Origin of the sequence: Streptosporangium sp. CA-135522, assembly GCF_050949235.1 — a bacterium.
Taxonomy (GTDB): domain Bacteria; phylum Actinomycetota; class Actinomycetes; order Streptosporangiales; family Streptosporangiaceae; genus Streptosporangium.
The window spans coordinates 10,023,039-10,046,013 of record NZ_CP192026.1; the positions used below are offsets into that span (position 1 = coordinate 10,023,039).

Annotated in this window: 18 protein-coding genes and 1 riboswitch; of the genes, 5 read left to right on the forward strand and 13 right to left on the reverse strand. The window is 69.2% G+C overall.

What is annotated here, in order from left to right; genetic code table 11:
- The first annotated feature begins 10 nt into the window (after window positions 1-10).
- On the forward strand, window positions 11-886 hold the full coding sequence (locus ACQPYK_RS46975; protein WP_433247417.1) for an A/G-specific adenine glycosylase: 876 nt from the start codon (window positions 11-13) through the stop codon (window positions 884-886).
- A gap of 147 nt (window positions 887-1,033) precedes the next feature.
- Here ACQPYK_RS46975 and ACQPYK_RS46980 read toward each other — a convergent pair whose 3' ends face one another.
- The 5 genes from ACQPYK_RS46980 to ACQPYK_RS47000 all read right to left on the reverse strand — a co-directional run bounded on the left by ACQPYK_RS46980 (window position 1,034) and on the right by ACQPYK_RS47000 (window position 8,905).
- Window positions 1,034-1,984: a TIM barrel protein gene (locus tag ACQPYK_RS46980; protein ID WP_433247420.1), complete on the reverse strand. Its 951-nt coding sequence runs from the start codon at window positions 1,982-1,984 to the stop codon at window positions 1,034-1,036.
- A 354-nt stretch (window positions 1,985-2,338) separates the two neighbouring features.
- On the reverse strand, window positions 2,339-4,846 hold the full coding sequence (locus ACQPYK_RS46985) for an ATP-dependent Clp protease ATP-binding subunit (protein ID WP_433247423.1): 2,508 nt from the start codon (window positions 4,844-4,846) through the stop codon (window positions 2,339-2,341).
- 265 nt (window positions 4,847-5,111) lie between these two features.
- Window positions 5,112-5,444 carry a histone-like nucleoid-structuring protein Lsr2 gene (locus ACQPYK_RS46990; RefSeq protein ID WP_184724583.1) on the reverse strand — a complete coding sequence of 111 codons (333 nt, stop codon included), beginning with the start codon at window positions 5,442-5,444 and terminating at the stop codon, window positions 5,112-5,114.
- Between the two features lie 1,245 nt (window positions 5,445-6,689).
- Complete coding sequence (locus ACQPYK_RS46995; RefSeq protein ID WP_433247426.1) at window positions 6,690-8,015, reverse strand: RDD family protein; 1,326 nt, start codon at window positions 8,013-8,015, stop codon at window positions 6,690-6,692.
- A 236-nt stretch (window positions 8,016-8,251) separates the two neighbouring features.
- Complete coding sequence (locus ACQPYK_RS47000) at window positions 8,252-8,905, reverse strand: amino-acid N-acetyltransferase (RefSeq protein WP_433247429.1); 654 nt, start codon at window positions 8,903-8,905, stop codon at window positions 8,252-8,254.
- A gap of 338 nt (window positions 8,906-9,243) precedes the next feature.
- Window positions 9,244-9,394, forward strand: a riboswitch (cyclic di-AMP (ydaO/yuaA leader).
- Between the two features lie 92 nt (window positions 9,395-9,486).
- On the opposite strand from ACQPYK_RS47000, the gene ACQPYK_RS47005 reads away from it, so the two are divergent.
- Window positions 9,487-10,449 carry an NlpC/P60 family protein gene (locus ACQPYK_RS47005; protein WP_433247431.1) on the forward strand — a complete coding sequence of 321 codons (963 nt, stop codon included), beginning with the start codon at window positions 9,487-9,489 and terminating at the stop codon, window positions 10,447-10,449.
- Between the two features lie 237 nt (window positions 10,450-10,686).
- On the opposite strand, the gene ACQPYK_RS47010 is transcribed toward ACQPYK_RS47005, so the two are convergent.
- The gene (locus tag ACQPYK_RS47010; RefSeq protein WP_031157992.1) at window positions 10,687-10,887 is read right to left on the reverse strand and encodes a LuxR C-terminal-related transcriptional regulator; all 201 of its coding nucleotides are present in this window, start codon (window positions 10,885-10,887) and stop codon (window positions 10,687-10,689) included.
- A gap of 216 nt (window positions 10,888-11,103) precedes the next feature.
- On the opposite strand from ACQPYK_RS47010, the gene ACQPYK_RS47015 reads away from it, so the two are divergent.
- A complete protein-coding gene (locus ACQPYK_RS47015; protein WP_433247435.1) occupies window positions 11,104-11,889 on the forward strand; it encodes a TetR/AcrR family transcriptional regulator in 786 nt (261 codons plus the stop codon).
- Here ACQPYK_RS47015 and lysX read toward each other — a convergent pair.
- From lysX to ACQPYK_RS47045, 6 genes are all read right to left on the reverse strand, one after another.
- Complete coding sequence (lysX, locus tag ACQPYK_RS47020) at window positions 11,873-13,330, reverse strand: bifunctional lysylphosphatidylglycerol synthetase/lysine--tRNA ligase LysX (protein WP_433259119.1); 1,458 nt, start codon at window positions 13,328-13,330, stop codon at window positions 11,873-11,875. The genes ACQPYK_RS47015 and lysX overlap by 17 nt on opposite strands.
- 69 nt (window positions 13,331-13,399) lie before the next feature.
- Entirely contained in the window at window positions 13,400-14,182 is a 783-nt protein-coding gene (locus tag ACQPYK_RS47025; RefSeq protein WP_433247437.1) for a type III pantothenate kinase, read from the reverse strand.
- Entirely contained in the window at window positions 14,182-16,725 is a 2,544-nt protein-coding gene (locus tag ACQPYK_RS47030) for an L-aspartate oxidase (protein ID WP_433247440.1), read from the reverse strand. The genes ACQPYK_RS47025 and ACQPYK_RS47030 overlap by 1 nt, the downstream gene beginning before the upstream one ends.
- Window positions 16,726-17,025: 300 nt before the next feature.
- Window positions 17,026-17,460, reverse strand: coding sequence for an aspartate 1-decarboxylase (panD, locus tag ACQPYK_RS47035; protein WP_433247443.1), 435 nt, complete (start codon window positions 17,458-17,460; stop codon window positions 17,026-17,028).
- Window positions 17,461-17,659: 199 nt separating this feature from the next.
- A complete protein-coding gene (locus tag ACQPYK_RS47040; RefSeq protein WP_433247446.1) occupies window positions 17,660-19,045 on the reverse strand; it encodes a carboxylesterase/lipase family protein in 1,386 nt (461 codons plus the stop codon).
- Entirely contained in the window at window positions 19,042-19,923 is an 882-nt protein-coding gene (locus ACQPYK_RS47045) for a VOC family protein (RefSeq protein ID WP_433247449.1), read from the reverse strand. Before ACQPYK_RS47045 ends, ACQPYK_RS47040 begins: the two co-directional genes overlap by 4 nt.
- Before the next feature lie 85 nt (window positions 19,924-20,008).
- On the opposite strand from ACQPYK_RS47045, the gene ACQPYK_RS47050 reads away from it, so the two are divergent.
- On the forward strand, window positions 20,009-21,088 hold the full coding sequence (locus ACQPYK_RS47050) for an Lrp/AsnC family transcriptional regulator (protein ID WP_433247452.1): 1,080 nt from the start codon (window positions 20,009-20,011) through the stop codon (window positions 21,086-21,088).
- 189 nt (window positions 21,089-21,277) lie between these two features.
- Here ACQPYK_RS47050 and ACQPYK_RS47055 read toward each other — a convergent pair whose 3' ends face one another.
- Complete coding sequence (locus ACQPYK_RS47055) at window positions 21,278-21,892, reverse strand: short chain dehydrogenase (protein ID WP_433247455.1); 615 nt, start codon at window positions 21,890-21,892, stop codon at window positions 21,278-21,280.
- Between the two features lie 55 nt (window positions 21,893-21,947).
- Here ACQPYK_RS47055 and ACQPYK_RS47060 point away from each other — a divergent pair, with 55 nt between their 5' ends.
- The gene (locus ACQPYK_RS47060; protein WP_433247459.1) at window positions 21,948-22,892 is read left to right on the forward strand and encodes a LysR family transcriptional regulator; all 945 of its coding nucleotides are present in this window, start codon (window positions 21,948-21,950) and stop codon (window positions 22,890-22,892) included.
- Window positions 22,893-22,975: the final 83 nt, after the last annotated feature.

Sequence of the window (22,975 nt, forward strand, 5' to 3'; positions counted from 1 at the left end):
TCGTCGAAGGGTGCCCGAGTCGAACCTCCTACTGGAACCCGTTCTCGACTGGTATGCCGAGAGCGCCCGCGATCTCCCCTGGCGCACCCCCGACGCCTCCCCCTGGGCGATCCTGGTCAGCGAGATCATGCTGCAGCAGACACCGGTGGTCCGGGTGCTGCCCGTATGGACCGAGTGGATGGCGCGCTGGCCCACGCCCGCCGCGCTCGCCAAGGAGCCTCCGGGTGAGGCCGTACGCCACTGGGGGCGCCTCGGCTATCCGCGCCGAGCCCTCAACCTGCACGCCTGCGCCCGAGCCATCACCGACCGCCACGGCGGCGAGGTCCCCTCCGACCACGCCACTCTGCTGTCGTTGCCCGGCATCGGCGAATACACCGCGGCCGCGGTCGCCAGTTTCGCTTTCAAGGGCCGTCACGCCGTTCTCGACACCAACGTCCGCCGGGTTCTGGCGCGAGCCGTGAGCGGCGAGGAATACCCTCCCAAGGCCACCACGTCCGCCGAGCGCAGGCTCGCCGAGTCGCTGCTGCCCGACGCGGGCGACGCCCCCGTCTGGGCGGTCGCGGTGATGGAGCTGGGCGCCCTGGTCTGCACGGCCCGTACCCCCCGATGCGCCGACTGCCCGGTCAGCGCCCTGTGCGCCTGGCGTCTGGCCGGCAAACCGGCCTACGACGGTCCCGCCCGCAAGGGCCAGACCTACGCCGGCACCGACCGCCAGTGCCGTGGCCGCCTGCTGGCCGTCCTGCGGCAGGCCCACGGCCCCGTCCCCAAGGATGCTCTCGACGTGGTCTGGGAAGACGCCGTGCAACGGGAACGCGCCCTTGACGGGCTCGTGGCCGACGGCCTGGCCGAAGTCCTCGACGACGGCACCTACCGCCTTCCCGGCTGAGCGGCGCGTTCGCCCGGCTGTCGCCCGGTCGTCTCGCCCGGTCGTCTCGCCCGCCGGCCAGGCCGGCGGGCGCACGGCCGCCCAGCCGCGCATGTGGCCGCTCGGGCCGCCGGGTTCAGACCGGCCGGGCCACCAGGCTCAGACCGCTCAGGCGGCCAGGCGCAGGCCGAGCGCGGTGAGGTTGGTGCGGGCCCAGTCGAGCTCCTCGGCCAGCAGGCTGACCAGGGCGCCGGGACCCTTGGTCCGCAGCGGCACGGCCAGGTCGTGGGTCTCGACCTCGATGTGGGCGGTGCCGTTCACCGCGCCGGAGAGCATGGCGGTGAGGGTGTCCTCCAGGACCGAGCGGGTGCTCGGCAGCTCCTGGCAGGCTTCGCTCACGTGGTTGTGGACGTGTCCGAGCTTCACCACGGGGGCACCGGCCGCCGCCAGGCCGCGCAGGGCGGCTCCGGGCTCCTCGGCGCCGCCCGCGAGGTGGCAGGCGTCCAGGCAGACTCCGAGGTGGTCGGAGTCGATGTCGCAGACCCGTTCCATCGCCTGCTTGGTGGTCTCCAGCACGCAGCCGGGCCACGGCTCGAAACCGACCCTGATCGTCTTGCCGGTGACGCTGTAGAGGCCGCGCAACTCCCGGGACAGGCGCTCCAGCCGGCGCGAGGCGATCGTGTGCAGGTCGGCCGGCCAGTCACGGCGCCAGCCGATGGGGATGGTGGAGATGCTCCCGAAACGGACGTCCTCCGGCAGCAGGAAGGCGAGGATCTTGGCCAGCGCCATCGTGTAGCGGTAGCGCTCGGGCTTGGCCCAGTCGGGGCCGGGAGCGTCCTGATTGCGTCCGCCGGTGCCGTTGAGGCTGACGACCTCCAGGCCGCGCTCCTCAAGGGAGCGGCGCAGGCGCACCAGCTCGATCCGGTCGGCGGTGAGATGGTCGGCGACACTCGGGGAGAGCCACAGGCCCACCCCCATCCGCTCCACTCCGAGACGCTTGCGCACCGGGACCGCGTACCGGGTCAGGTGCGCGATCAGGTTCTCCAGGTCCTCAGCGGGATGGACGCCCGCGTTGTAGGACAGGTGAACGAGTGTCCCGTCCTCGTGTCGCAAACGCATCCGATGCCTCCCAGGCATGCTCCGTGTAAGTGAGCTCGATTGCCCATGCCGTGGTTGTCGGCGTCATAGGTCAACAGGCCCTTCCCTGCCGGGAACTCGGCCCGTCCGCCGAGCATCCCGTGCGCGCACCGCTCTCCGCGTCACTCCCGGAGTGGATTCCTCGGTACGTCGCTGGGCTGATCTCGGGGCCGGCTCACCGTAACGAGCGAAGCTTGTGGATCACTCGAGTGAGACTAGGCCGGATTCACTCTACGGAGTGTAGTACTACCTCTGGTGGCGGTATACCTTATTGGGTAACAAATAAGCAGACCCCGTCGTGAATCTCCTCACGACGGGGTCTGCTTTACCCGTGTACTAGTTCTGGATCGGCTCCGCGATGGCGGCCGCCGAGTCCGGAACCTGGTCGGCCGGCGCTGCCTCGCCGGTGAAGACGAACTTCGCGTTGTCGCCCTCACCCTCGACCTTGATCTTGACGATCTGGCCGGGGCGGAGCTCGCCGTACAGGATCTTCTCCGACAGAGAGTCCTCCAGCTCGCGCTGGATCGTACGGCGGAGCGGACGGGCGCCCATCACCGGGTCGTAGCCACGGTCGGCCAGCAGCTGCTTGGCCTCCTGCGTGACCTCCAGACCCATGTCGCGGTCCTTCAGACGCTCGGCGACCTGCGCCAGCATCAGGTCCACGATCTTGATGATCTCCTTCGGCGTGAGCTGGTGGAAGACCACGATGTCGTCGACACGGTTGAGGAACTCGGGCCTGAAGTGCTGCTTGAGCTCCTCCTGGACCTTGGACTTCATCCGGTCGTAGTTCGACTCGGTGTCGTTGGACTTCGCGAAGCCCACCCCGATGCCCTTGGAGATGTCCCGGGTGCCGAGGTTGGTCGTCATGATGATGACGGTGTTCTTGAAGTCCACCACGCGGCCCTGGGCGTCGGTCAGGCGACCGTCTTCCAGGATCTGCAGCAGCGAGTTGAAGATGTCCGGGTGGGCCTTTTCGATCTCGTCGAAGAGGACCACGGAGAACGGCTTGCGCCGCACCTTCTCGGTGAGCTGGCCACCCTCCTCGTACCCGACGTAGCCGGGAGGAGATCCGAACAGCCGGGAGACGGTGTGCTTCTCCATGAACTCGGACATGTCCAGCATGATCAGCGCGTCCTCGTCCCCGAACAGGAACTCGGCCAGCGCCTTGGACAGCTCGGTCTTACCGACACCGGACGGACCGGCGAAGATGAACGAGCCACCCGGACGGCGCGGGTCCTTCAGACCGGCGCGCGTGCGGCGGATCGAGCGGGACAGACCCTTGATGGCGTCGTCCTGGCCGATGATCCGCTTGTGCAGCTCGTCCTCCATGCGGAGCAGTCGCTGGGACTCCTCCTCGGTGAGCTTGAAGACCGGGATGCCGGTGGCCGTGGCGAGGACCTCGGCGATGAGCTCCTCGGTGACCTCGGCGACGACGTCCATGTCGCCGGCCTTCCACTCCTTCTCGCGGCGCTCGCGCTTGAGCTGGAGCTGCTTCTCCTGATCGCGCAGCGCGGCGGCCTTCTCGAAGTCCTGCGCGTCGATCGCGGACTCCTTGTCGCGCCGCACGTTGGCGATCTTCTCGTCATACTCGCGCAGGTCCGGCGGCGCGGTCATGCGGCGGATGCGCATGCGAGAGCCGGCCTCGTCGATGAGGTCGATCGCCTTGTCCGGCAGGAACCGGTCGCTGATGTAGCGGTCGGCGAGCTGCGCGGCGGCCACGAGGGCGCCGTCGGTGATGGAGACGCGGTGGTGCGCCTCGTAACGGTCGCGCAGGCCCTTGAGGATCTCGATCGTGTGGCTGAGGCTGGGCTCGGCCACCTGGATCGGCTGGAAGCGGCGCTCGAGCGCGGCGTCCTTCTCCAGGTGCTTGCGGTATTCGTCGAGGGTGGTGGCGCCGATGGTCTGCAGCTCACCGCGGGCCAGCATCGGCTTGAGGATGCTGGCGGCGTCGATCGCGCCCTCGGCGGCACCCGCGCCGACGAGCGTGTGGAGCTCGTCGATGAACAGGATGATGTCGCCGCGGGTGCGGATCTCCTTGAGGACCTTCTTCAGGCGCTCCTCGAAGTCACCGCGGTAGCGGGAGCCCGCCACCAGTGCGCCCAGGTCGAGGGTGTAGAGCTGCTTGTCCTTGAGCGTCTCCGGGACCTCGCCCTTGACGATCTTCTGGGACAGGCCCTCGACGACGGCGGTCTTGCCGACGCCGGGCTCGCCCACCAGGACAGGGTTGTTCTTGGTCCTCCGGGAGAGGACCTGCATGACCCGCTCGATCTCTTTCTCACGACCGATGACCGGGTCGAGCTTGCCCTCGCGGGCGGCCTGTGTCAGGTTGCGGCCGAACTGGTCCAGCACAAGGGAGGTCGACGGCGCGGCCTCCTGCGGACCGCCCGCGGCGGCCGGCTCCTTGCCCTGATAACCATGGAGCAACTGGATGACCTGCTGGCGCACGCGGTTGAGATCCGCGCCCAGCTTCACCAGCACCTGTGCGGCGACACCCTCGCCCTCACGGATGAGGCCGAGCAGGATGTGCTCGGTGCCGATGTAGTTGTGACCCAGCTGCAAGGCCTCGCGGAGCGACAGCTCAAGGACCTTCTTCGCGCGCGGGGTGAAGGGAATGTGCCCCGACGGCGCAGACTGTCCCTGGCCGATGATCTCCTCGACCTGCTGACGCACACCTTCAAGACTGATGCCGAGGCTCTCCAGAGCCTTGGCGGCAACGCCTTCACCTTCGTGGATCAGACCAAGAAGGATGTGCTCCGTACCGATGTAGTTGTGGTTGAGCATCCGGGCCTCTTCTTGGGCCAGGACGACAACCCGCCGTGCGCGGTCGGTGAACCTCTCGAACATCTCGTCGCTCCTCACAGAGCGGTCAGGCAGGTCCGGTATATCCGGGCCCTGTCATCCCGCATGGTAGCCCCGACCCGGTGACCGCTCTATCCAGAAGACGTTCCCAGAGAGCAGGGCGTTCACCCTCCATCCAACTACTTACGGGGGGTGGGATGTTCCCGATACGCCGCAAGCGAACGACGTTTATCGGCCACTCAAACGCGTCATGCGGTCATGGCCGCCACCGGACCCCACCGTGGCCGCCATAACCGCATGATTCAACGATCTAGTGAGCCGCTTCGTACTGCTCGACGATCTTGGAGGCGATTCGACCGCGCTCGCTGACATTAAGGCCGTGCGACTTCGCCCATGCCCGGATGTCGGCGCTCTTCTCCCGCGTCAGTGCCCGGGTGCCACCTGCACGGCGGCGGCGAGGGGCCAGCGCGCCGGAACGGCGGGCGCTCTGCACGAAAGGCGACAGGGAGTCGCGGAGCTTCTTCGCGTTTACGTCACTCAGGTCAATCTCATAGCTGGTGCCGTCAATCGCGAAGGCGACAGTCTCATTGGCCTCGCCCCCATCGAGGTCGTCGATGAGAATCTCCTGGATCTGCTTGGCCATCTACGCAATCCTTTCGCGGAGTATTGTTTCATTCGCTAGCTAAACATATACCCGCAATCGGAGAGCGGCAATTCCAGGAGCCCGGCGATTCTCGCCGGGAACCCAGACCGTGAGTGGATCAGCTGTTCCGCGACTCAGCTTGATCCCGCTGTTTTGCCGGCCGGCGACCGGCGGCTTCACTGCGAAGAAGCTTGACCACTCCGTAGATGAAGGCCCCGCCGACGACCACTGGAGGTATCAACGCGGACAATACGTCGCTCATTCGTCCTCGCTCCGCACCGGGGGGTGACTTTCTGGGGACCATGGAATTTTTGGCGGCGGCATACCGGGCCACGTCGGAGGCTCGCTCGGGCGCGCCTGATCCGCCCACACATGACCATAGCGTCACCGACGAGCAGGACGTGTCACTGGGGCGACCATGCCGGCCGTTCACTACCTTAATGCTTCTCTCCAGCCGTCTTACCGGTTGCACTCCGTAAAGCCGTGCGGAAAAACCGACAGGGCGATCACATGATGATCAACTTTGCCGGAAAACCAATGCCGACACGGGTCCTTGACCACGGGAGCGCTCGACGGCCTGCCGCAAAACCCCTGTTCGAGGGGCTTGTGGACGGGGCGAACGGACCCGCCGTGAAGCCGGAGACCATCGCCGCAGGGTTCGCCGCGGAATGCCGGCCATGATGAGAACACCTGGATGGGGAGCCGCCGACTTCATCGGGCCGACGGCTCATGACGCAACGCCATCGTACGGAAGAAGGCGGAGCTTCATCGCTTTCTTCCCAAGACTACGTCCCCATACGGCATGCGGGACATAGTCGTAGCCCGTATAACCACCAAACGGGATCGGCCGGGTCAACAACCACGGCAACGCCGCGGAAGCCGTCCATGGATCGGCAAGAAGGCCTTGGCGGCCTGCGTGAAGGCCCTGAAGGCCACGGAGAAGGCGAAGGAGAGAATCGGGCGGAGAGCTCCGCGAAGGCCGGACCGCCGGCGCCGCCAGTTGTCGGACGCCTGCGCCATTCGGCCGCCGGCACGGGAACTTCCAGGCGGCAAGTGACCGCCCATTGCCGCCCATAGGGCCCCTCGGACGGCGGCGCGGGAAGACGGTCATAACGCCCCTCCGGCGGCCGCACGGGTTTGCGCTTCCATCGCGTCCCGGCCGAACCCCGTTACGGGGCCGGTTTTCTCGTCCGGGCATGAAATCGGGGCCGGCGGGATGAACCGCCGGCCCCGATATTCAGGGAACTACTTGGTCTTGACGACGACCGTCCCGGCGACCTTGTCGTGCAGAGCCTGCTGCAGAGGCTTGTCCCACAGCAGCCATGCCACGTTCAGGAAGACGAATATGTAGACGACATACTTAAGGAAGGGAATTCCCGTCAGGACATACGGCCCGAAAAGCACGCCGGCGCGCTTGAGTGCGACGTTCGAGGAAAGGCCTCCGGCCGTCAGGGCGCCCCCGACCGGAACGATCTTGATGCCCATGACCATCTTGCCGACGGTCTGGCCGCCCCTGCTGATCATGAAGAACTCGTAGGCGAAGTAGATCGCCCCGGTGATCACGCCGGTGAGGATGCCGGCGAGGACGAAGCTGGGCGGGGTGTAGACACCCGTGGCCATGTCGAACCCGCCCTGGGTGACGAGAGCCAGGGTCAGCACGAAGCTGATGATCCCCGTCGGGATCCCCAGGATGACTCCGTCGATCAGGCGGGCCACCAGCCGCTGCCACCACTCCGCCAGGGGGGCCGGGGCACCGGGAGGTGTCACCCCCTGCGGGGCGTACGCCTGGCCGTAGGCCTGCTGGCCGTAGGGGCCGGTGCCCGGCTGCTGGCCGTAGGCGGGTTGCTGACCGTAGGCGGGCTGCTGCCCGTAGGCCTGCTGCTGCCCGTAGCCCGGCTGGGCGGCCTGCTGGCCGTAGTCCGGCTGGCCGTAGGGGCCGGTGCCCGGCTGCTGGCCGTAGCCCTGCTGGCCCTGCTGGCCGTAACCGGGCTGGGCGGCCTGCTGGCCATAGCCCGGCTGGGAGGCCTGCTGACCGTAGGGAGACTGCTCCTGAGAGGCCTGCTGGCCGTAGGGGGACTGCTCCTGAGAGGCCTGCTGACCGTAGCCCGGCTGGGCGGCCTGCTGGCCGTAGTCCGGCTGGCCGTAGGGGCCGGTGCCCGGCTGCTGGCCGTAGCCCTGCTGGCCCTGCTGGCCGTAACCGGGCTGGGCGGCCTGCTGGCCATAGCCCGGCTGGGAGGCCTGCTGGCCGTAGGGGGACTGCTCCTGAGAGGCCTGCTGACCGTAGCCCGGCTGGGCGGCCTGCTGGCCGTAGCCCTGCTGGCCCTGTTGGCCGTAGTCCGGCTGGCCGTAGGCGCCGGTGCTCGGCTGCTGGCCATAGGGGCCGGTGCCCGGCTGCTGACCGTAGCCCTGCTGGCCCTGCTGGCCCTGCTGCCCGTAGCCCGGCTGGGCGGCCTGCTGGCCGTAGTCCGGCTGGCCGTAGGCGCCGGTGCTCGGCTGCCCGTAACCGGGCATGGTCTGCCCCGGACCGGTGTGCGGCTGTGAGGCCTCCGATCGATATCCCACAATTGTCACGTCAGGGTCATGCTCAGCGGATGCTCGACCCGCATTGTGCTGTCCGTACTCCGGCTGCCCCGACGGTGTGCGATCGCGGTCGGGATCATCCTGATACGGCGGCTGTCCGGTGCTCACCGCGTCACCTCACTTCGACTGGCATGTGGCATATGTGAGACTCACATGCTTGCTGCAGCACAAGGTATCGACATAGGTATCAACAGTCATCTTTCCGGTCGATGGCCATCGACGCCACATCATTCGTGATCACGGGCGAGGTGGAGCAGCATCCGGGTGTTTCCCAAGGTGTTCGGCTTGACGTGCTCCAGGTCGAGGAACTCCGCGACGCCCTCGTCATATGAGGCGAGAAGTTCGGCGTATACCTCCGGCGAGACGGGCGTGCCCTGGATCTCCCGGAACCCGTGCCTGGCGAAGAAGCCGACCTCGAAGGTCAGACAGAAGACCCGGCGCAGCCCGAGCTCACCGGCGGTGCGGATGAGCTCGGAGACGATCCGGTGGCCGATGCCCAGCCCGCGGCAGCCGGGATCGACGGCGACGGTGCGGATCTCGGCGAGGTCCTCCCAGAGCACGTGGAGCGCCCCGCAGCCCACGACGACGCCCGCCTGTTCGGCCACCCAGAACTCCTGGATGTCCTCGTACAGGGTGACCGTGGCCTTCTCCAGGAGACGGGGCCCGGCTCCTCCGTAGGTGTCGACGAGCCGCCGGATGGCACGCACGTCCGGAGTCCGGGCGCGGCGCACCGCGACCGCGGCCACGTCCGCCCCGGCTCCCGGCCGGTCCCGCGAATCCCGCTGCGCGTCCACGCCTTCACTCCCGGCTCCCGGTCCCGGCTCCGCGACCCCGGTGTCGCGTACGGCCGGCACGGGGAAATGCTCAGCAACCTGCTCCATGACCGATCAGCGTACGTCCTCGTCGCCGACGGATTACGGCTCATCCTTAACTCGCGACCCGTGCTCACCAGATGACCCTTGGTAGTCCGATCATCACGGTGCGGCGGGAGCGCCGCCGGTCGGGCGAGGCCCGTATTTCACCGGGCCCGAGAGCTGCGAAGACCCTCGCTCCACGAACACGGAAAGTACGTAGAACCAGCGTGATGCACATGTTGATCATGAAGAGGTGTGACCTCTCCGTGACATTTCAGTTGTGAAAGCTCTACCGAGTTTGTGGTTCTGGTTGAGCATGAACCTCCAATTGCACTAATGTCCGTGCTCGATGTCAGCGATGGTAAAAAGCTGACCCGCCGAATCCCCGGACCCGGGGAACCGGGGACCCACCCATTAGTCCCCTGGGGTGAATCCGAGAGGCCACCGGCGTCCTCGGTAGGGCTGCCTCCGGCCCGAACCCGTCAGCTAACCCGGTAGGCGGCCGAGAGAGGAGCCTGTTGGTGAAGCGCACGCGCAACCGTGGGGGTAAGCGCGCGGGTAGACATACCCGTCATCAAGAACACGCATCGCGTGGACTCACCTGCCGGATGGCGGTCATCGGATTGGCCTTCGCCTCTCTGACCCTCGGCACCCCACTGGTCGCGGCCACCGCCGATCCGCAGCCCAACCTCAAAGAGCTCGCCAAGCAGGTCGAGAAGCTGCACACCGAGATCGAGACGCTCACCGAGCAGTACAACGGCGAGCGGGTCAAGCTCAAGCAGGCGCAGCGGGCCGCCGAGAGCGCCAAGAAGACCCTCGCCGTCAGCGAGTCGGAGCTGGCGTCCCGGCGCACCAAGGCCACCCTCCTCGCGCAGAGCACCTACATGTCGGGCGGCCTGGGCTCCGCCCTCGCCTTCACCCAGTCGAGCGATCCCGACTCCTTCCTCGACCAGGCCACCACGAGCTACGCCCTCCAGCAGCAGCAGAGCGAGGAGGTCGCCCAGGTCGCCCGAGCGATCCAGGCCGCCGAACGGGCTCAGGCCAGTGCCAAGGCCCGCACCACCGAGGTCAAGGATCTCCTGAGCGAGCTCGGCACCAAGCGCACCAGGATCGAGCGGCTGATCGGCAAGGTCGAGAGCAACCTGTTCAGCGAGGTGCGCAGCCGGTCCAAGACCACCATCGGCAGCCGAGTGAAGATCAGCGTGCCGATCGTCGGCAGCGGAAAGGCCGCCGAGGCCGCCCGCTGGGCGCTCACCCAGCAGCTGAGGCCGTATGTCTGGGGTGCCGAGGGCCCCAACTCCTTCGACTGCTCCGGCCTGGTCATGTGGGCCTACCAGAAGGTCGGCATCAGCCTGCCGCACTACACCGGCGACCAGTGGACGGCCGGCACCCATGTCTCCAGAGACGAGCTGCGCCCGGGAGACCTGGTCTTCTTCTACAACGACCTGCACCACGTCGGGATCTACATCGGTGCGGGCATGATGGTCCACGCGCCCCAGACCGGTGATGTCATCCACATCACCACGATCGACAACCGGCCCTTCGCCGGCGGTGTGCGGGTCGCGGACTGAGACGAGTCTGAAACGCCGCGGCCCGCTTGCGGTCCGCGGCGGACAGGACCCGGACCGGACGGCCGACGACCGGACGGCGACCGGATCGGGTGGCCGAGGCCAGACGCATGATCCAGGCCACGGCCGAAGGCCGGGCCAGGCGGGCGACCCGGGCCACGACCGAAGGCCGGGCCAAGCGGGCGACCCGGGCCACGACCGAGAATCAGATCAGGCGGGCGGCTCAGGCCAGGCTGAGAATCAGATCAGGCGGCGGCGGGCGGCCCAGGCCACGGCTTCGATCGCCGTGGCGACGCCGATGCGGTCGCAGATCCCACGGAGCCTGCGGCGGACGGTCCGGCCGCTGATGTCGAGCCGACGCCCCACCCGGTCCACGGTGACGCCCTTGGCAAGCTCTGCCAGGAGCACGAGATCTTCGTCACTGAGACCGATCTCGCCCATGCCCAGGAGGCTGTCGTCGCGACGGGAATCCACTTCTGGATATGCCACTACAGTCGCTCCCCCCGCACTGGAACTCAGGCGTGAGTAAGTTGGAATCAATGCCGCCCGTCAGGAACGGTAAACGCCTCGTTCAAAGGTCGTCAAGTTCCCCTCTTCATAGAGATGCCGAGCGCTATTGACATAGCGGTCGCTACGTGAAGTACTCATGATATGTCGGTGCCTTTGCGGTTAAGTCGCAGCCAAGCCAAGGCGCGCACCCGCAGACGCCTGCTGGCCGCGGCGGCGGAAGTCTTCGCAGAACAAGGTTTCGCCGGGGCCTCGGTCGATGAGATCGCCACCAGGGCCGGCCACACGGTCGGCGCCGTCTACTCACATTTCACCGGAAAAGACGAGCTCTTCCTGACGCTCTTCGACGAGCACGCCACCCGCCACCTTGACGGCGTGGAGGAAATCACCCCCGAATGGGAGGAAGACGAGGGCGTTTTTGCCGCTTTCGGCGAGTATCTGACCGAAGTGGCCGATCACCACGCGATGCGGGGCACGCTGGAAATGGAGTTTCTGCGCTATGCGCTGAGCCGGCCGGAATTGACCGACCGCCTGGCCGCCCGCTGGCGGACTTCCCGTACGGCCGTCGCCCGTCTGGTGGATCCGCACTGCGCGGCGCACGATCCGGCCGCCGTGGCCACCGCGATCATCGGGCTCTTCGAAGGACTCGTCACGCAACGCCGCGCCGACCGCGCCGCGGTGCCGTCCGAGCTGTTCGCCGAGGCGCTGCGCTGGCTGACGACGGGCCTGCGCCACACCCCCGGGGCGATCCCTCCGGGCGGCCCGGGAGCGGGCCCGCCGGGAGGCGTGCCGAAGAGTCCGGCGGCGGGCGCGCCGGAAGGCGACACCGGAAGGGCCCTCGGCCGATCCGGTGCCGCCGTGAGAGATCCGGTGCCGCCGCGGGAGAGGGGTCCCGTCCCGGGCGGTCACTCCGGCGGGTTCAGCCTGCTGGCTTGACCAGCGGGAACAGGATCGTCTCGCGAATGTTCTTGCCGGTGAAGGCCATCACGAGGCGGTCCACGCCGACCCCCACGCCACCGGTGGGCGGCATGGCGTACTCCAGGGCGGTCAGGAAGTCCTCGTCGAGCTGCATGGCCTCCGGGTCGCCGCCCGCGGCGAGCAGCGACTGCTCGGTGAGACGGCGGCGCTGCTCGATCGGGTCGCTCAGCTCCGAGTAACCGGTGCCGAGCTCGGTGCCGAACCCGATCAGGTCCCACTTCTCGGTCAGCAGCGGGTTGTCGCGGTGCTGGCGGGCCAGCGGGGAGGTCTCCAGCGGGTAGTCCATGACGAACGTGGGCTGGATGAGGGTGTGCTCGACGAGCGCCTCGAAGATCTCCTGCACGAGCTTGCCCTGGCCCCACTTGGGGTCCCAGTGGACGTCGTGCGCGTCGGCGTGCTTGCGGACCTGCTCCAGCGGCGTCTCGGTGGTGATCTCCTCACCCAGCGCCTGCGAGACCGACCCGTAGACGGTGATCCTCGGCCACTCCGGCAGGCCCAGATCGACCTCCTGACCTTCGTAGGTCACCACGGAGTGACCCAGCGCGGCCACGACCGCGCTCTGGATCATCCGCTGGGTCAGGTCGGCTATGCCGTTGTAGTCGAGATAGGTGCCGTAGGCCTCCATCATCGTGAACTCGGGGTTGTGGGTGGCGTCCGCGCCCTCGTTGCGGAAGTTGCGGTTGATCTCGAAGACCTTCTCGATGCCGCCCACCACGAGCCGCTTGAGATAGAGCTCGATCGCGATGCGGAGGTAGAGCTCCATGTTGTAGGCGTTGATGTGGGTCTTGAACGGCCGTGCCGTCGCGCCGCCGTGGATCGGCTGCAGCATCGGCGTCTCGACCTCGAGGTAGCCCTCGCCGTGCCAGAAGTCGCGGATCGCCCGCACGACGGCGCTGCGGGTGTAGACCATCTTCCGCGCCTCGTCGTTGACGACGAGGTCCACGTAGCGCTGGCGGACCCGCGCCTCGGGGTCGGTGAGCCCGGCATGCTTTTCCGGCAGCGGGCGCAGGCACTTGGAAGTGATCGTCCAGCGGTCGGCGAGGATGGACAGCTCGCCCCGGCGGGAGGTGATGACCTCGCCCTCGATGCCGACGTGGTCACCGAGGTCGACGTCGCGCTTCCACGCCGCCAGGGAGTCGTCGCCCACCTTGTCCAGGGAGATCATGACCTGGAGATCGCCGGAGCCGTCGCGGATGGTGGCGAAGCAGAGCTTGCCGCCGGTCCGGGACAGCATGATCCGTCCAGCGACGCCCACTTTGTCGCCGGTCGCGGTGTCAGCCAGGAGATCGACGTATTTTTCACGGATCTCGGCGTTGGTCGCGGTACGTGGGAAATTCACCGGGTAGGGGTCGACGCCCTCGGAGCGGAGGCGGTCGAGCTTCTCCCGGCGCACGCGCATCTGCTCGGGCAGATCCTCGGCTGGGTTCGTCACTTCATCGGTCACAGGGCAAGGTTACCGATGTCCGTGCTAAGCGGTGTTGCGGTGATAGATCAACCGAAGACCGATCAGCGTGAGCCACGGCTCGTGCACGTCGATCGAGCGCGCCTCGCCGACCACGAGCGCCGCCGCGCTGCCGGTGGCGACGACGGTGACGTCGTCCGGCTCCTCGGCCAGCTCGGCCGCCATGCGCTCGACGATCCCGTCCACCTGACCGGCGAAGCCGTAGATTATGCCCGCCTGGAGCGCCTCGACCGTGTTCTTGGCGATCACCGAGCGGGGTCGGATCAGCTCCACCTTGTGCAGTTGCGCCCCTGCCGCGGCCAGCGCGTCCACCGAGATCTCGATGCCGGGGGCGGTCACCGCGCCGACGTACTCGCCCTTGGCGGAGACCGCGTCGAAGGAGGTCGCGGTGCCGAAGTCGACGATGATGCAGGGCCCGCCGTACAGCTGGATGGCCGCCAGCGCGTTGACGATCCGGTCGCTGCCGACCTCCTTCGGGTTGTCCATCCTGACCGGCACCCCGGTGCGGATGCCGGGCTCGACGATCACCGCGGTGACGTCGCCGTAGTAGCGGCGGCACATCTCTCGCATCTCGTTGAGCACCGACGGCACCGTGGAGCACAGGGCGATGCCATCGACGTCGGCGCCTTTGAGCAGCGGCGACTGTGCGAGCAGCCCCTGCAGCACGACGGCTATCTCGTCGGCCGTGCGCCGGGCGTCGGTGGCGATCCGCCAGTGCTCGATGACCTCCTCGCCCTCGAACAGGCCGAGAACGGTGTGCGTGTTGCCGACGTCGATGGCGAGCAGCATCAATTCCCCCGAAGGTCCAATGCGATGTCCAGAGCCGGCGCCGAGTGGGTGAGCGCGCCCACGGCAAGGTAGTCAACACCTGTTTCGGCCACATCGCGAGCCGATTCCAGGATCAATCCTCCGCTGGACTCCAACCGTGCCCTGCCGTCCACCAGGCGTACGGCGAGCGCCAGCTCGTCCACGGTGAAATTGTCCAGCAGGATCTCCTCGGCGCCCTCGGCGAGCACCGGCTCGATCTGGTCGATCCGGTCGACCTCGACCTCGATCGGCAGGCCGGGGTAGGCGTCCCGCACCGCCCGGAACGCCTCGACTACCCCACCCGCGGCCACCACGTGATTGTCCTTGATCAGCGCGGCGTCCGAAAGCGACATGCGGTGATTGACCCCGCCGCCGCACCGGACGGCGTACTTCTCCAGGGCCCGCAGCCCGGGCAGCGTCTTGCGGCTGTCCCTGATCCGGGCGCCCGTCCCCTCCACGGCCTGGACCCAGCGCTGGGTGAGCGTCGCGATGCCGGACAGGTGAGTGAGCAGGTTGAGCGCGGTCCGCTCGGCGGTCAGCAGATCCCGTGTGGGACCGGTGACGGTCATCAGCACGTCGCCCTTCGTGACGCGCTCGCCGTCCTTGACCCGACGTTCGGCCGTGAGCCGCCCCCGGCTGAGGTGGGAGAAGGCGCCCTCGGCGACGGCGAGCCCGGCGACCACCCCGTCCGCGCGAGCCACCACGTCGGCGGTGTCGGTCTGGTCGGCCGGGATGGTGGCGAGGCTGGTGACGTCGCCGGGGGCCTGGACGTCCTCGTCCGCGGCGGCCTGGAGGACCGCCGTCACCACGGCCGGATCGAGGCCCGCCTCGACCAGCTCCGTCTCCACCTGGGGCGGCAGCGTGGTCGCGCGCTGTCCGTGCGGCACGTACGTCATGGTCATTCCCTCCGTGGTCAGGGTCACGTCGAGGTGGCCCAGCCACCAGGCATCGTTTCGTTCGGGGAAGTCCTCGCGCCAGTGCGACCCGCGGGTCTCCTCGCGATTGCGGGCGGCCGCCACCAGTGCCGATGCGACCGTCAGCAGGTTGGTCGCCTCCCAGGACTCGGTGCACGGCTCCACCGCGACCGGGGTCCACCGGGTGCTCACCAGGGCCTTGGCGACCTCGGTCAGCGATTCCTGGCTGCGCAGCACGCTCGCGCCCCGGCTCATGTGCCCCTGGATCCTGGGCCTGGCCCTGGGGTCGATCAGTCCGCCGGGCCGATCGTCGGCCGCCGGCTCGCCGGAGCCCTCGGATCCGTCCCTCCGCCGCCCGTGGATGTCGGCGGCGATCCGCTCGGCGAAGACCAGGCCTTCGAGCAGCGAGTTCGAGGCCAGCCGGTTGGCGCCGTGCACACCGGTGCAGGCCACCTCGCCGCAGGCGTACAGGCCCGGCACGCTGGTACGGCCGTGCAGGTCGGCACGGACGCCGCCGCTGGCGTAGTGGGCGGCCGGGGCGATCGGGATGGGCTGGGTGACCGGGTCGATGCCGTGTTCCCGGCAGACCGCGTGAATCGTCGGGAAGCGGGTGCGCCACTTCTCCTCGCCGAAGTGGCGGGCGTCGAGGTACATGTGGTCGGCGCCGGTCTCACGCATCCGCCTCATGATCGCCTTGGCCACGATGTCGCGGGGCGCGAGGTCGGCGAGCTCGTGGACGTCCTTCATGAAGCGGACGCCGTCCGCGTCGATCAGGACCGCGCCCTCCCCGCGGACCGCCTCGGAGATCAGCGGCTGCTGGCCGGTGGAGTCGTCGCCGAGCCAGAGCACGGTCGGATGGAACTGGACGAACTCCAGGTCCCTGACGACGGCGCCGGCGCGCAGCGCCAGCGCCACCCCGTCTCCGGTGGAGACGACGGGGTTGGTGGTGGCGGCGTAGACCTGGCCCATGCCGCCGGTGGCGAGCACCACGGCCGCGGCCCTGACCGCCCCCACGCCGTCGCGCTCGCCCTCGCCCATGACGTGCAGGGTGACCCCCGCGGCCCGGCCGGCGGCGTCCTTGAGGAGGTCGAGGACGAGGGCGTGCTCGATCACCTCGATCGCCGACCCCTGAACGGCCTGGACGAGCGCCCGCTGCACCTCCGCCCCGGTGGCGTCGCCCCCCGCGTGCACGATGCGGTTGCGCCGGTGACCGCCCTCCCGGGTGAGCTGGAGCTCGCCCGAGTCGTCGGTGTCGAACCGGGCGCCCGCCGCGATCAGCCCGCGCAGCGCGGCGGGCCCTTCGGTCACCAGGACCCGGACGGCCTCCTCGTCGCAGAGGCCGACCCCCGCGATGAGCGTGTCGGACAGGTGCTCGGCGGGGGTGTCCTGCGGGTCGAGCACGGCGGCGATCCCGCCCTGCGCCCAGCGGGTGGACCCCGACGACAGCACGTCCTTGGTGACGACCAGGACCTTCGCCTCGGGGTCCAGATCGGCATACCGAAGAGCCAGGGTCAGCCCGGCGATGCCGGAGCCCACCACGACCACGTCGGCCTCGACCGTCCAGCCCGGAGCGGGCGCGGTCAACCTCTGGGGAATGGCAGGGATCGCCATAACCGCCTCCTCGAGGGGGTGTGAGAGGCTCTCATTTCGTCAACGTGACGATAACGCTCGCCACGCGGCGACTCTTCCCCGGGGGGGCGATTGGGCGGCGGGGCCATGGCGGACGCGTCGCCGTATGGACGGAGTGCGGTTCCGGGGCGGCTGGACCGCCGGACGCCGACCCGACGGCCCAGCCCACACCGGGAACGCGTCACCACGCCCGATGGGCGAGTCCTTCGTGTGCGCGCACCCTCTGCCTATAGGACAACACTTCCCCACCTACCTGCGCAAACTCCCCTGATCGGAGATTGTTCACGGCTGGTGGAGCTCGTCGCCGCGCAGCAGGCCCGCGGCCTCGGCGGCCGGGTCGAAGGCCGCCGCGGCGAGGTCGTCACCGAGTTCGACGATCCGGTTGTCGCGGTCGACGTGGACGACCTTGGGCCGGAAGGTCCTCGCCTCGGCGTCGTCGAGCCGGCCGTACGCGATGATGATCACCAGGTCGCCCTGGTGGACGAGACGGGCGGCGGCGCCGTTGACGCCGATGACCCCGGAGCCGCGGGGGCCCGCGATCGTGTAGGTCACCAGGCGGGCGCCGTTGTCGATGTCCACCACGTGGACCTGCTCGCCGGGGAGCAGGCCCGCCGCGTCCAGCAGGTCCTCGTCAACGGTCAGCGATCCCACGTAGTGCAGGTCGGCCTGGGTGACGGTGGCGCGGTGGATTTTGGACGTGAGCATGGTCCGGAGCATGCGTCGATCACCTCTCACTCGGTCGCGCCGCCTGATGGCGTGCGCGCCTGCGCGGAATATATCCGACGCCCCCGGAGCCGCCGACGGCGCTTCGCCCCCTAACCCCGCCCTCGTGTCCCCCTCACCCCCCCCGCCCTCGGGTCCCCCCTCACCCCGCCCTCGTCCCTCCGTTCGTCCGGTCACCGGCGGCCCGCACGGCTCACCCGAGGCCGGGAACGCCGGTGAAACGCCGCACCACCGGCTCCCCCCGCTCGTAGCGGGGCCAGCCGGGGTCGCCCCGCCGTACGAACCCGGCCCAGGCCCGCTGCACCTGCGCCACGAGGCGGGCGGGCTGCTCGCCGCCGAGCATCGGCGCGTCGCGCCAGGCGGCCGGGTCGCCGAAAACGAACGGCAGCTCGATGCAGTGGCAGGCACCGTACGGGCTGCCGGCGGGCTGCCAGTCGAACCGGTAGACCCACACCGGGTCGCCGTGCCCGGCGAACAGCTCGGCCAGACGCAGCGCGGGTTCGCTGAACATGTGCGCGGTGGACAGCTCCGCCGCCGACTCGGCCGGGGTACGGCCGGGCGCGAAGGCCCGCGCGGGATCGCCGAACCACGCCGTCGCGGCCAGGGCGAGCTCGTCGGGGCCGAGTGCGGCGACCCGATCGTTGAGCGCGAGGAACGCGGACGCCTCATCGCGGGTGGTGCCGATGATGACCTCGACGCCCCCTGTCCCGGCCTCACCTGCCGCCGCGACCAGGTCGGCGGCGACCAGCTCGCCGTCGGCGACCAGGTGGAACGGCGGAGTGGGGTCCAGAAGCCGGCTCGTCTTCCCCGCGACCCGCCCCTGTGCGGCCAGCAACTCGGCTACCGGCACGTCCCGGAGGTTTCCCGCCCGGTCCGGTCGCAGGCCGAGCGCGTCCAGCAGCAGCGTGCCGACCTCGGTGGCCCGCGCCGGTGTCTGCGGGACCATTCCGGCGGGCGCGCTTTGCAGGATCGCCCTTTGGAACAGCCCGCGGGCGGCGGTGCCGGACAGCAGCGCCAGGATCGAGAACGCTCCCGCCGACTGCCCTGCCACCGTCACGGCCCGCGGGTCGCCGCCGAACGCGGTGATGTTCTCCTGCACCCAGCGCAGCGCCGACAGCTGATCCCGCAGACCCAGATTGCCCTCGCTGAGCCCCGGCAGATACAGAAAGCCGAGGGCGCCCAGCCGGTAGTTGACGGTGACGACGACGATGTCGCCGCGCTCCGCCAGGACACCGCCGTCGTACCAGTCGAGGCCGCCCGAGCCGCTGGAATATCCGCCGCCGTGCAGGAACACCAGGACGGGCCGTCCGCCGGCGACGGGGGCTGTCGGTGTCCAGACGTTGAGGAACAGGCAGTCCTCCGACTGTTCCATCGCCCTGGCGCCCATCACCCGCTCCAGCCGGGAGGCGGGCTGCGGTGCGGCCGGTCCCGGCGCGGTGGCGTTCAGGACGCCCGGCCACGGCCCCGCCGGGCGCGGCGGCTCGAACCGGGCCGCGGCGGCGTACGGGATCCCGCGGAAGGCGGCGACCTCCCCGTGCGCCTCTCCGCGGATCCGTCCGGCGGCCGTCTCGACGATCATCGGGCGGTGAAGATCAGGCTGGCCCCGTACGCGTCACGCGCCGAGACGAGGAAGCCGTCGCCGAGCGTGCGAGTGGCGACGCCGTTGCCTTCGATGAGCGTCCTGGCCGCGGCGAGGTCGGCGACCACGATGGACATGGCGGCGAAATACGACGGGGCGGGGGCGAAGGCGGATTCACCGGGCAGGACGTCTTCCAGCGCGGAGGAACGGACGATCTCAAGCCGCCCGGCTCGCAACGACAGCACCTGCCGGGCGCCCTCGGCGGCCGGGGTCCTGCCGAGGAGGCGCGCGTAGCGTTCCACGTAGGCGTCGTACTCGTCGTCGGTGGCCACGATCAGCACGGCGCCGACGCGCAGCGCCCCGTTGGGGTGGTCGAGATAGCGAGGCTGGTGGATGTATTCGGGCGTCAGGTGCTGGGCGATCCCGAAGTAACCCTCCGGCGTGCGCCTCGGATCGACGTGCACGCTGCGAGCCCGCATGGTGCGGGTGCCCTCCACGGTGTCGACGTCCCGTTCCAGGGAGAGCACACCGGAGGAGGACAGCCCGGCCTCGCCGAGCCGCCGGTAGACCTCCTCCGCGTCGCCGCAGCCGACGTTGAGGATCCGGAACCCCTCGTACTGGTCGGCCACCCGCTTCGCCTGCCAGGGATCCGGCGCCGACTCGTCCACGATGCCGAGCAGTTCGATGTACGACTCGCCGAACAGCGCGCACCGGTTCGCGGTGCCGGTGGGCACCAGCGGCGCGCCGGGACTGTCATTGAGCATGTGCCGCGAGCGGGGGCTGAGTGTGAAGCCGAAGGCCTCGTAGCGCTCCTCCAGCTTGTCGAGGTCACGGGTCAGGATGCCGGTGTGGTCGATGTAGTCGATGTCATGAGCCATGGAGGGGAGCCTGTTCGACGATTTGGCCGTAGGCCAGGAAAAACGGCATCGACGCCGCTTTCCGACGTCGATTACCGTTGTGCGGGTGGATCCGGTCACGTTGGACGATCTCGATCGGCAACTGCTGCACGCACTCCAGGTGGACGGCCGCGCCCCGTTCAGCCAGATCGCCGACGTCCTGGGCGTCTCCGACCGTACGGTCGCCCGCCGCTATGCCCGGTTGCACGCCGCGGGCGCGGCACGGGTGCTGGGTCTGGCCGACAGCCGGAGAACCGGCCGGTTCGAATGGTTCGTGCGCATCCGGTGCCTGCCGGACGGCGCCAGGGCGGTGGGCGCGGCATTGGCGCGGCGTCCCGACGTCTCGTGGGTGACCCTGCTGTCCGGCGGCACCGAGATCTCCTGCCTCGTCCGCAGCGCCGACCGGGTGGAGAGCGACGGGCCGATCCTGCTGGAGAAGCTGACCCGCACCCCGCGGGTCGTCTCGGTCGGCGCGCAGCAGGTGCTGCGCAGCTTCGCCGACGACGACAGCGGCTGGCGGGTCCGTACCTCGGCACTGACCGAAGAGCAGACCGAGGCGCTGCGCCCGGCCTACGGCGGGGACGAGGTCTCGCGCACGGCGGGCGACGAGGATGGGTCGCGGATCGGCCTGACCGAGCTGGACGAGCGGCTGCTGCCCGTCCTCGCCGTAGACGGCCGGGCTCCCTACTCGCGGATGGCCCGGACCGTCGGCTGGTCCGAGTCGGTCGTCCGCCGCCGCCTCGAGGAGCTGCGCCGCGCCCGCGCGCTCATCTTCAACGTCGAGACCGATCCCCGGCTGTTCGGCTACACCGCCGAGTGCATGATGTGGCTGACCGTGGCCCCGGGGCGGGTGCCGGCGGTCGCCGAGACGCTGGTCCGGGACACCGAGATCGCCTTTGCCGCGGCCACGACCGGGCAGGCCGGCCTCGTGGCCTATGTGGTCTGCCGCGACATGGACGCGATGTACGACTACCTGACCCGCAGGGTCGGCACGCTGCCCGGCGTCCAGCAGATGGAGAGCGTACCGGTCACCGGCTACGCCAAGCGGGTGGGCACCGTGCACCCCCCGACGGCGACCCGCGAGGAAACCGCCCACTGTCGGGTCTGGCAGGGCGGGTCGCCGCGCTGGACGGGACCTGCACGGTGACCGGCCCGCCGGGCGGGCCGACCACGATCATGGTGGAGCTGCCATTGAGCTCGAGCGTGGCGGGCGTCGGCTATCTGCTCAAGGACCGGGTCGCGCAGGCGACCGACTTCCTGGACGCGCTGGAGCGGGTGGGCGCGGGGGCGCCGCGTTCGACTCCAAGGTGGTGCGCCAGTTGCCGGCCCGTACGAGTCAGCCGATCTCGTAGACCTGCCCGGTCTGGTGGCCCTCGATGGAGCGCACGTAGGCGTTCGCGGCCTGGCGCACCGGGACAGGCTCGAAACCGGCGAAGAGATCGCCGTACGCGTCGACGGACTCGGTGAAAATAGTAGGGCTCACCGCGTTGACGCGCTGCGTCAGCTCGATCGCGGCGGCGCGCACGAAAGACTCGATCGCGCCGTTGGCGAGTGACGCGACGGTGCCGGTGCGCAGGAAATCGCGAGCCAGGACGCCGGTGATCAGCGTGAACGATCCAGTGACGTGGGCGGCGCCCTGGCGGACAAGCTCGACCTGGCTGATCACCTTACCGACGACACCGTCCAGCACGTCCTGATGGCGAAGTTCGCCGAACGGCAGCCACGGCACACTGCCCGCAGCCGAGGCGACGGCGTCCACCCGGCCCACCTGCTCATACATCGCGCGGATCGACTCGGGATCGGTGATGTCGACCGAGACGTCCGAGTCTTTGCGGGACGCCGTGACGACTTCGTGGCTGCGTTCTCGCAGGACCTTCAGGACGCTCTGACCAAGGATTCCAGACGCTCCGACCAGCAAGATTCTCATGGCGCAAGCTTGGCCGCAATCCACAATGAAGTCCAGCTACCTATACTTCATAACCTTTTAAGCTGTTCTTGTGATCGACGTGAAACGGCTCATACTGCTCAGGGATCTCGCCGCCTACGGCACCGTCACGACCGTCGCCGAGATTCACGGCGTCACCCCGTCCGCCGTGTCTCAGCAGCTCAGGACCCTAGAGGCCGAGGCTGGTGCCGTTCTGCTACGCAGGGAGGGACGTACGGTACGGCTCACCGCCGCCGGGTCCACGCTCGCCGCGCAGTGCGAGCAGGTGGTGGCGGCCCTGGAACGAGCGCAGAGTGCCGTACGCGCGCTCGACGGCGAGGTCGGCGGCGAGCTGATGATCGGTTGTCTGCCGAGCGGCCTGGAGGCGCTGGCCGCGCCGCTGGCCGCGGCACTGGTCCGCCGGCATCCGCGGCTGCGACCCCGGATCATCGAGGCCGAGCCCGAGGAATCGCTGCCCCTGCTCAAACAGCGCGACCTCGACCTGGCCCTGACATACCGATATCCCCACCTCGGTACGCCGCTACCCGACGGTCTGACCGCACACGAACTGTTCGACGATCCGCTCGTCCTGGCCGTACCGGAGGACCTGCGCGGGATCGATGGGCTCGCCGCGCTCCGGCACCACTCGTGGATCACCACGCCCGCGCCGAGCGCCTGCCGCGACGTCATGGTGCACGCCTGCCAGAGCGCCGGATTCACCCCGGTCATCGAGCACAGCTATCGTGACCTGCGATCCGCGCTGGCACTGGTAGCCGTGGGCCAGGGGGTGACGATCCTGCCGATGATGCTGTGCCGTACCCCGCCGCCCGGCATCGCCCTGATCCCCCTGCCCGGCAAGGGCCGTATGGTCGAAGTCGTGATCCGCGCCGGGACGGAATCCCATCCGGCCATCGCCGCCGCTCTCCACGTGGGGTTCTCCAGCGGCGTTTTCGATCTCTCCCGCGCGGATGACGCGGGCCTCGGCGGGAAAAGGGCCGTACCCTTCGACGACGCGGACACGCGATGAGGCAGGGGAGCCAAGGGGCCCGGCACCGGATCTCCGCGGCGGTCTCAGCCGAGGTCGCCGCGGAGGCGGCCGGCCACCGACTC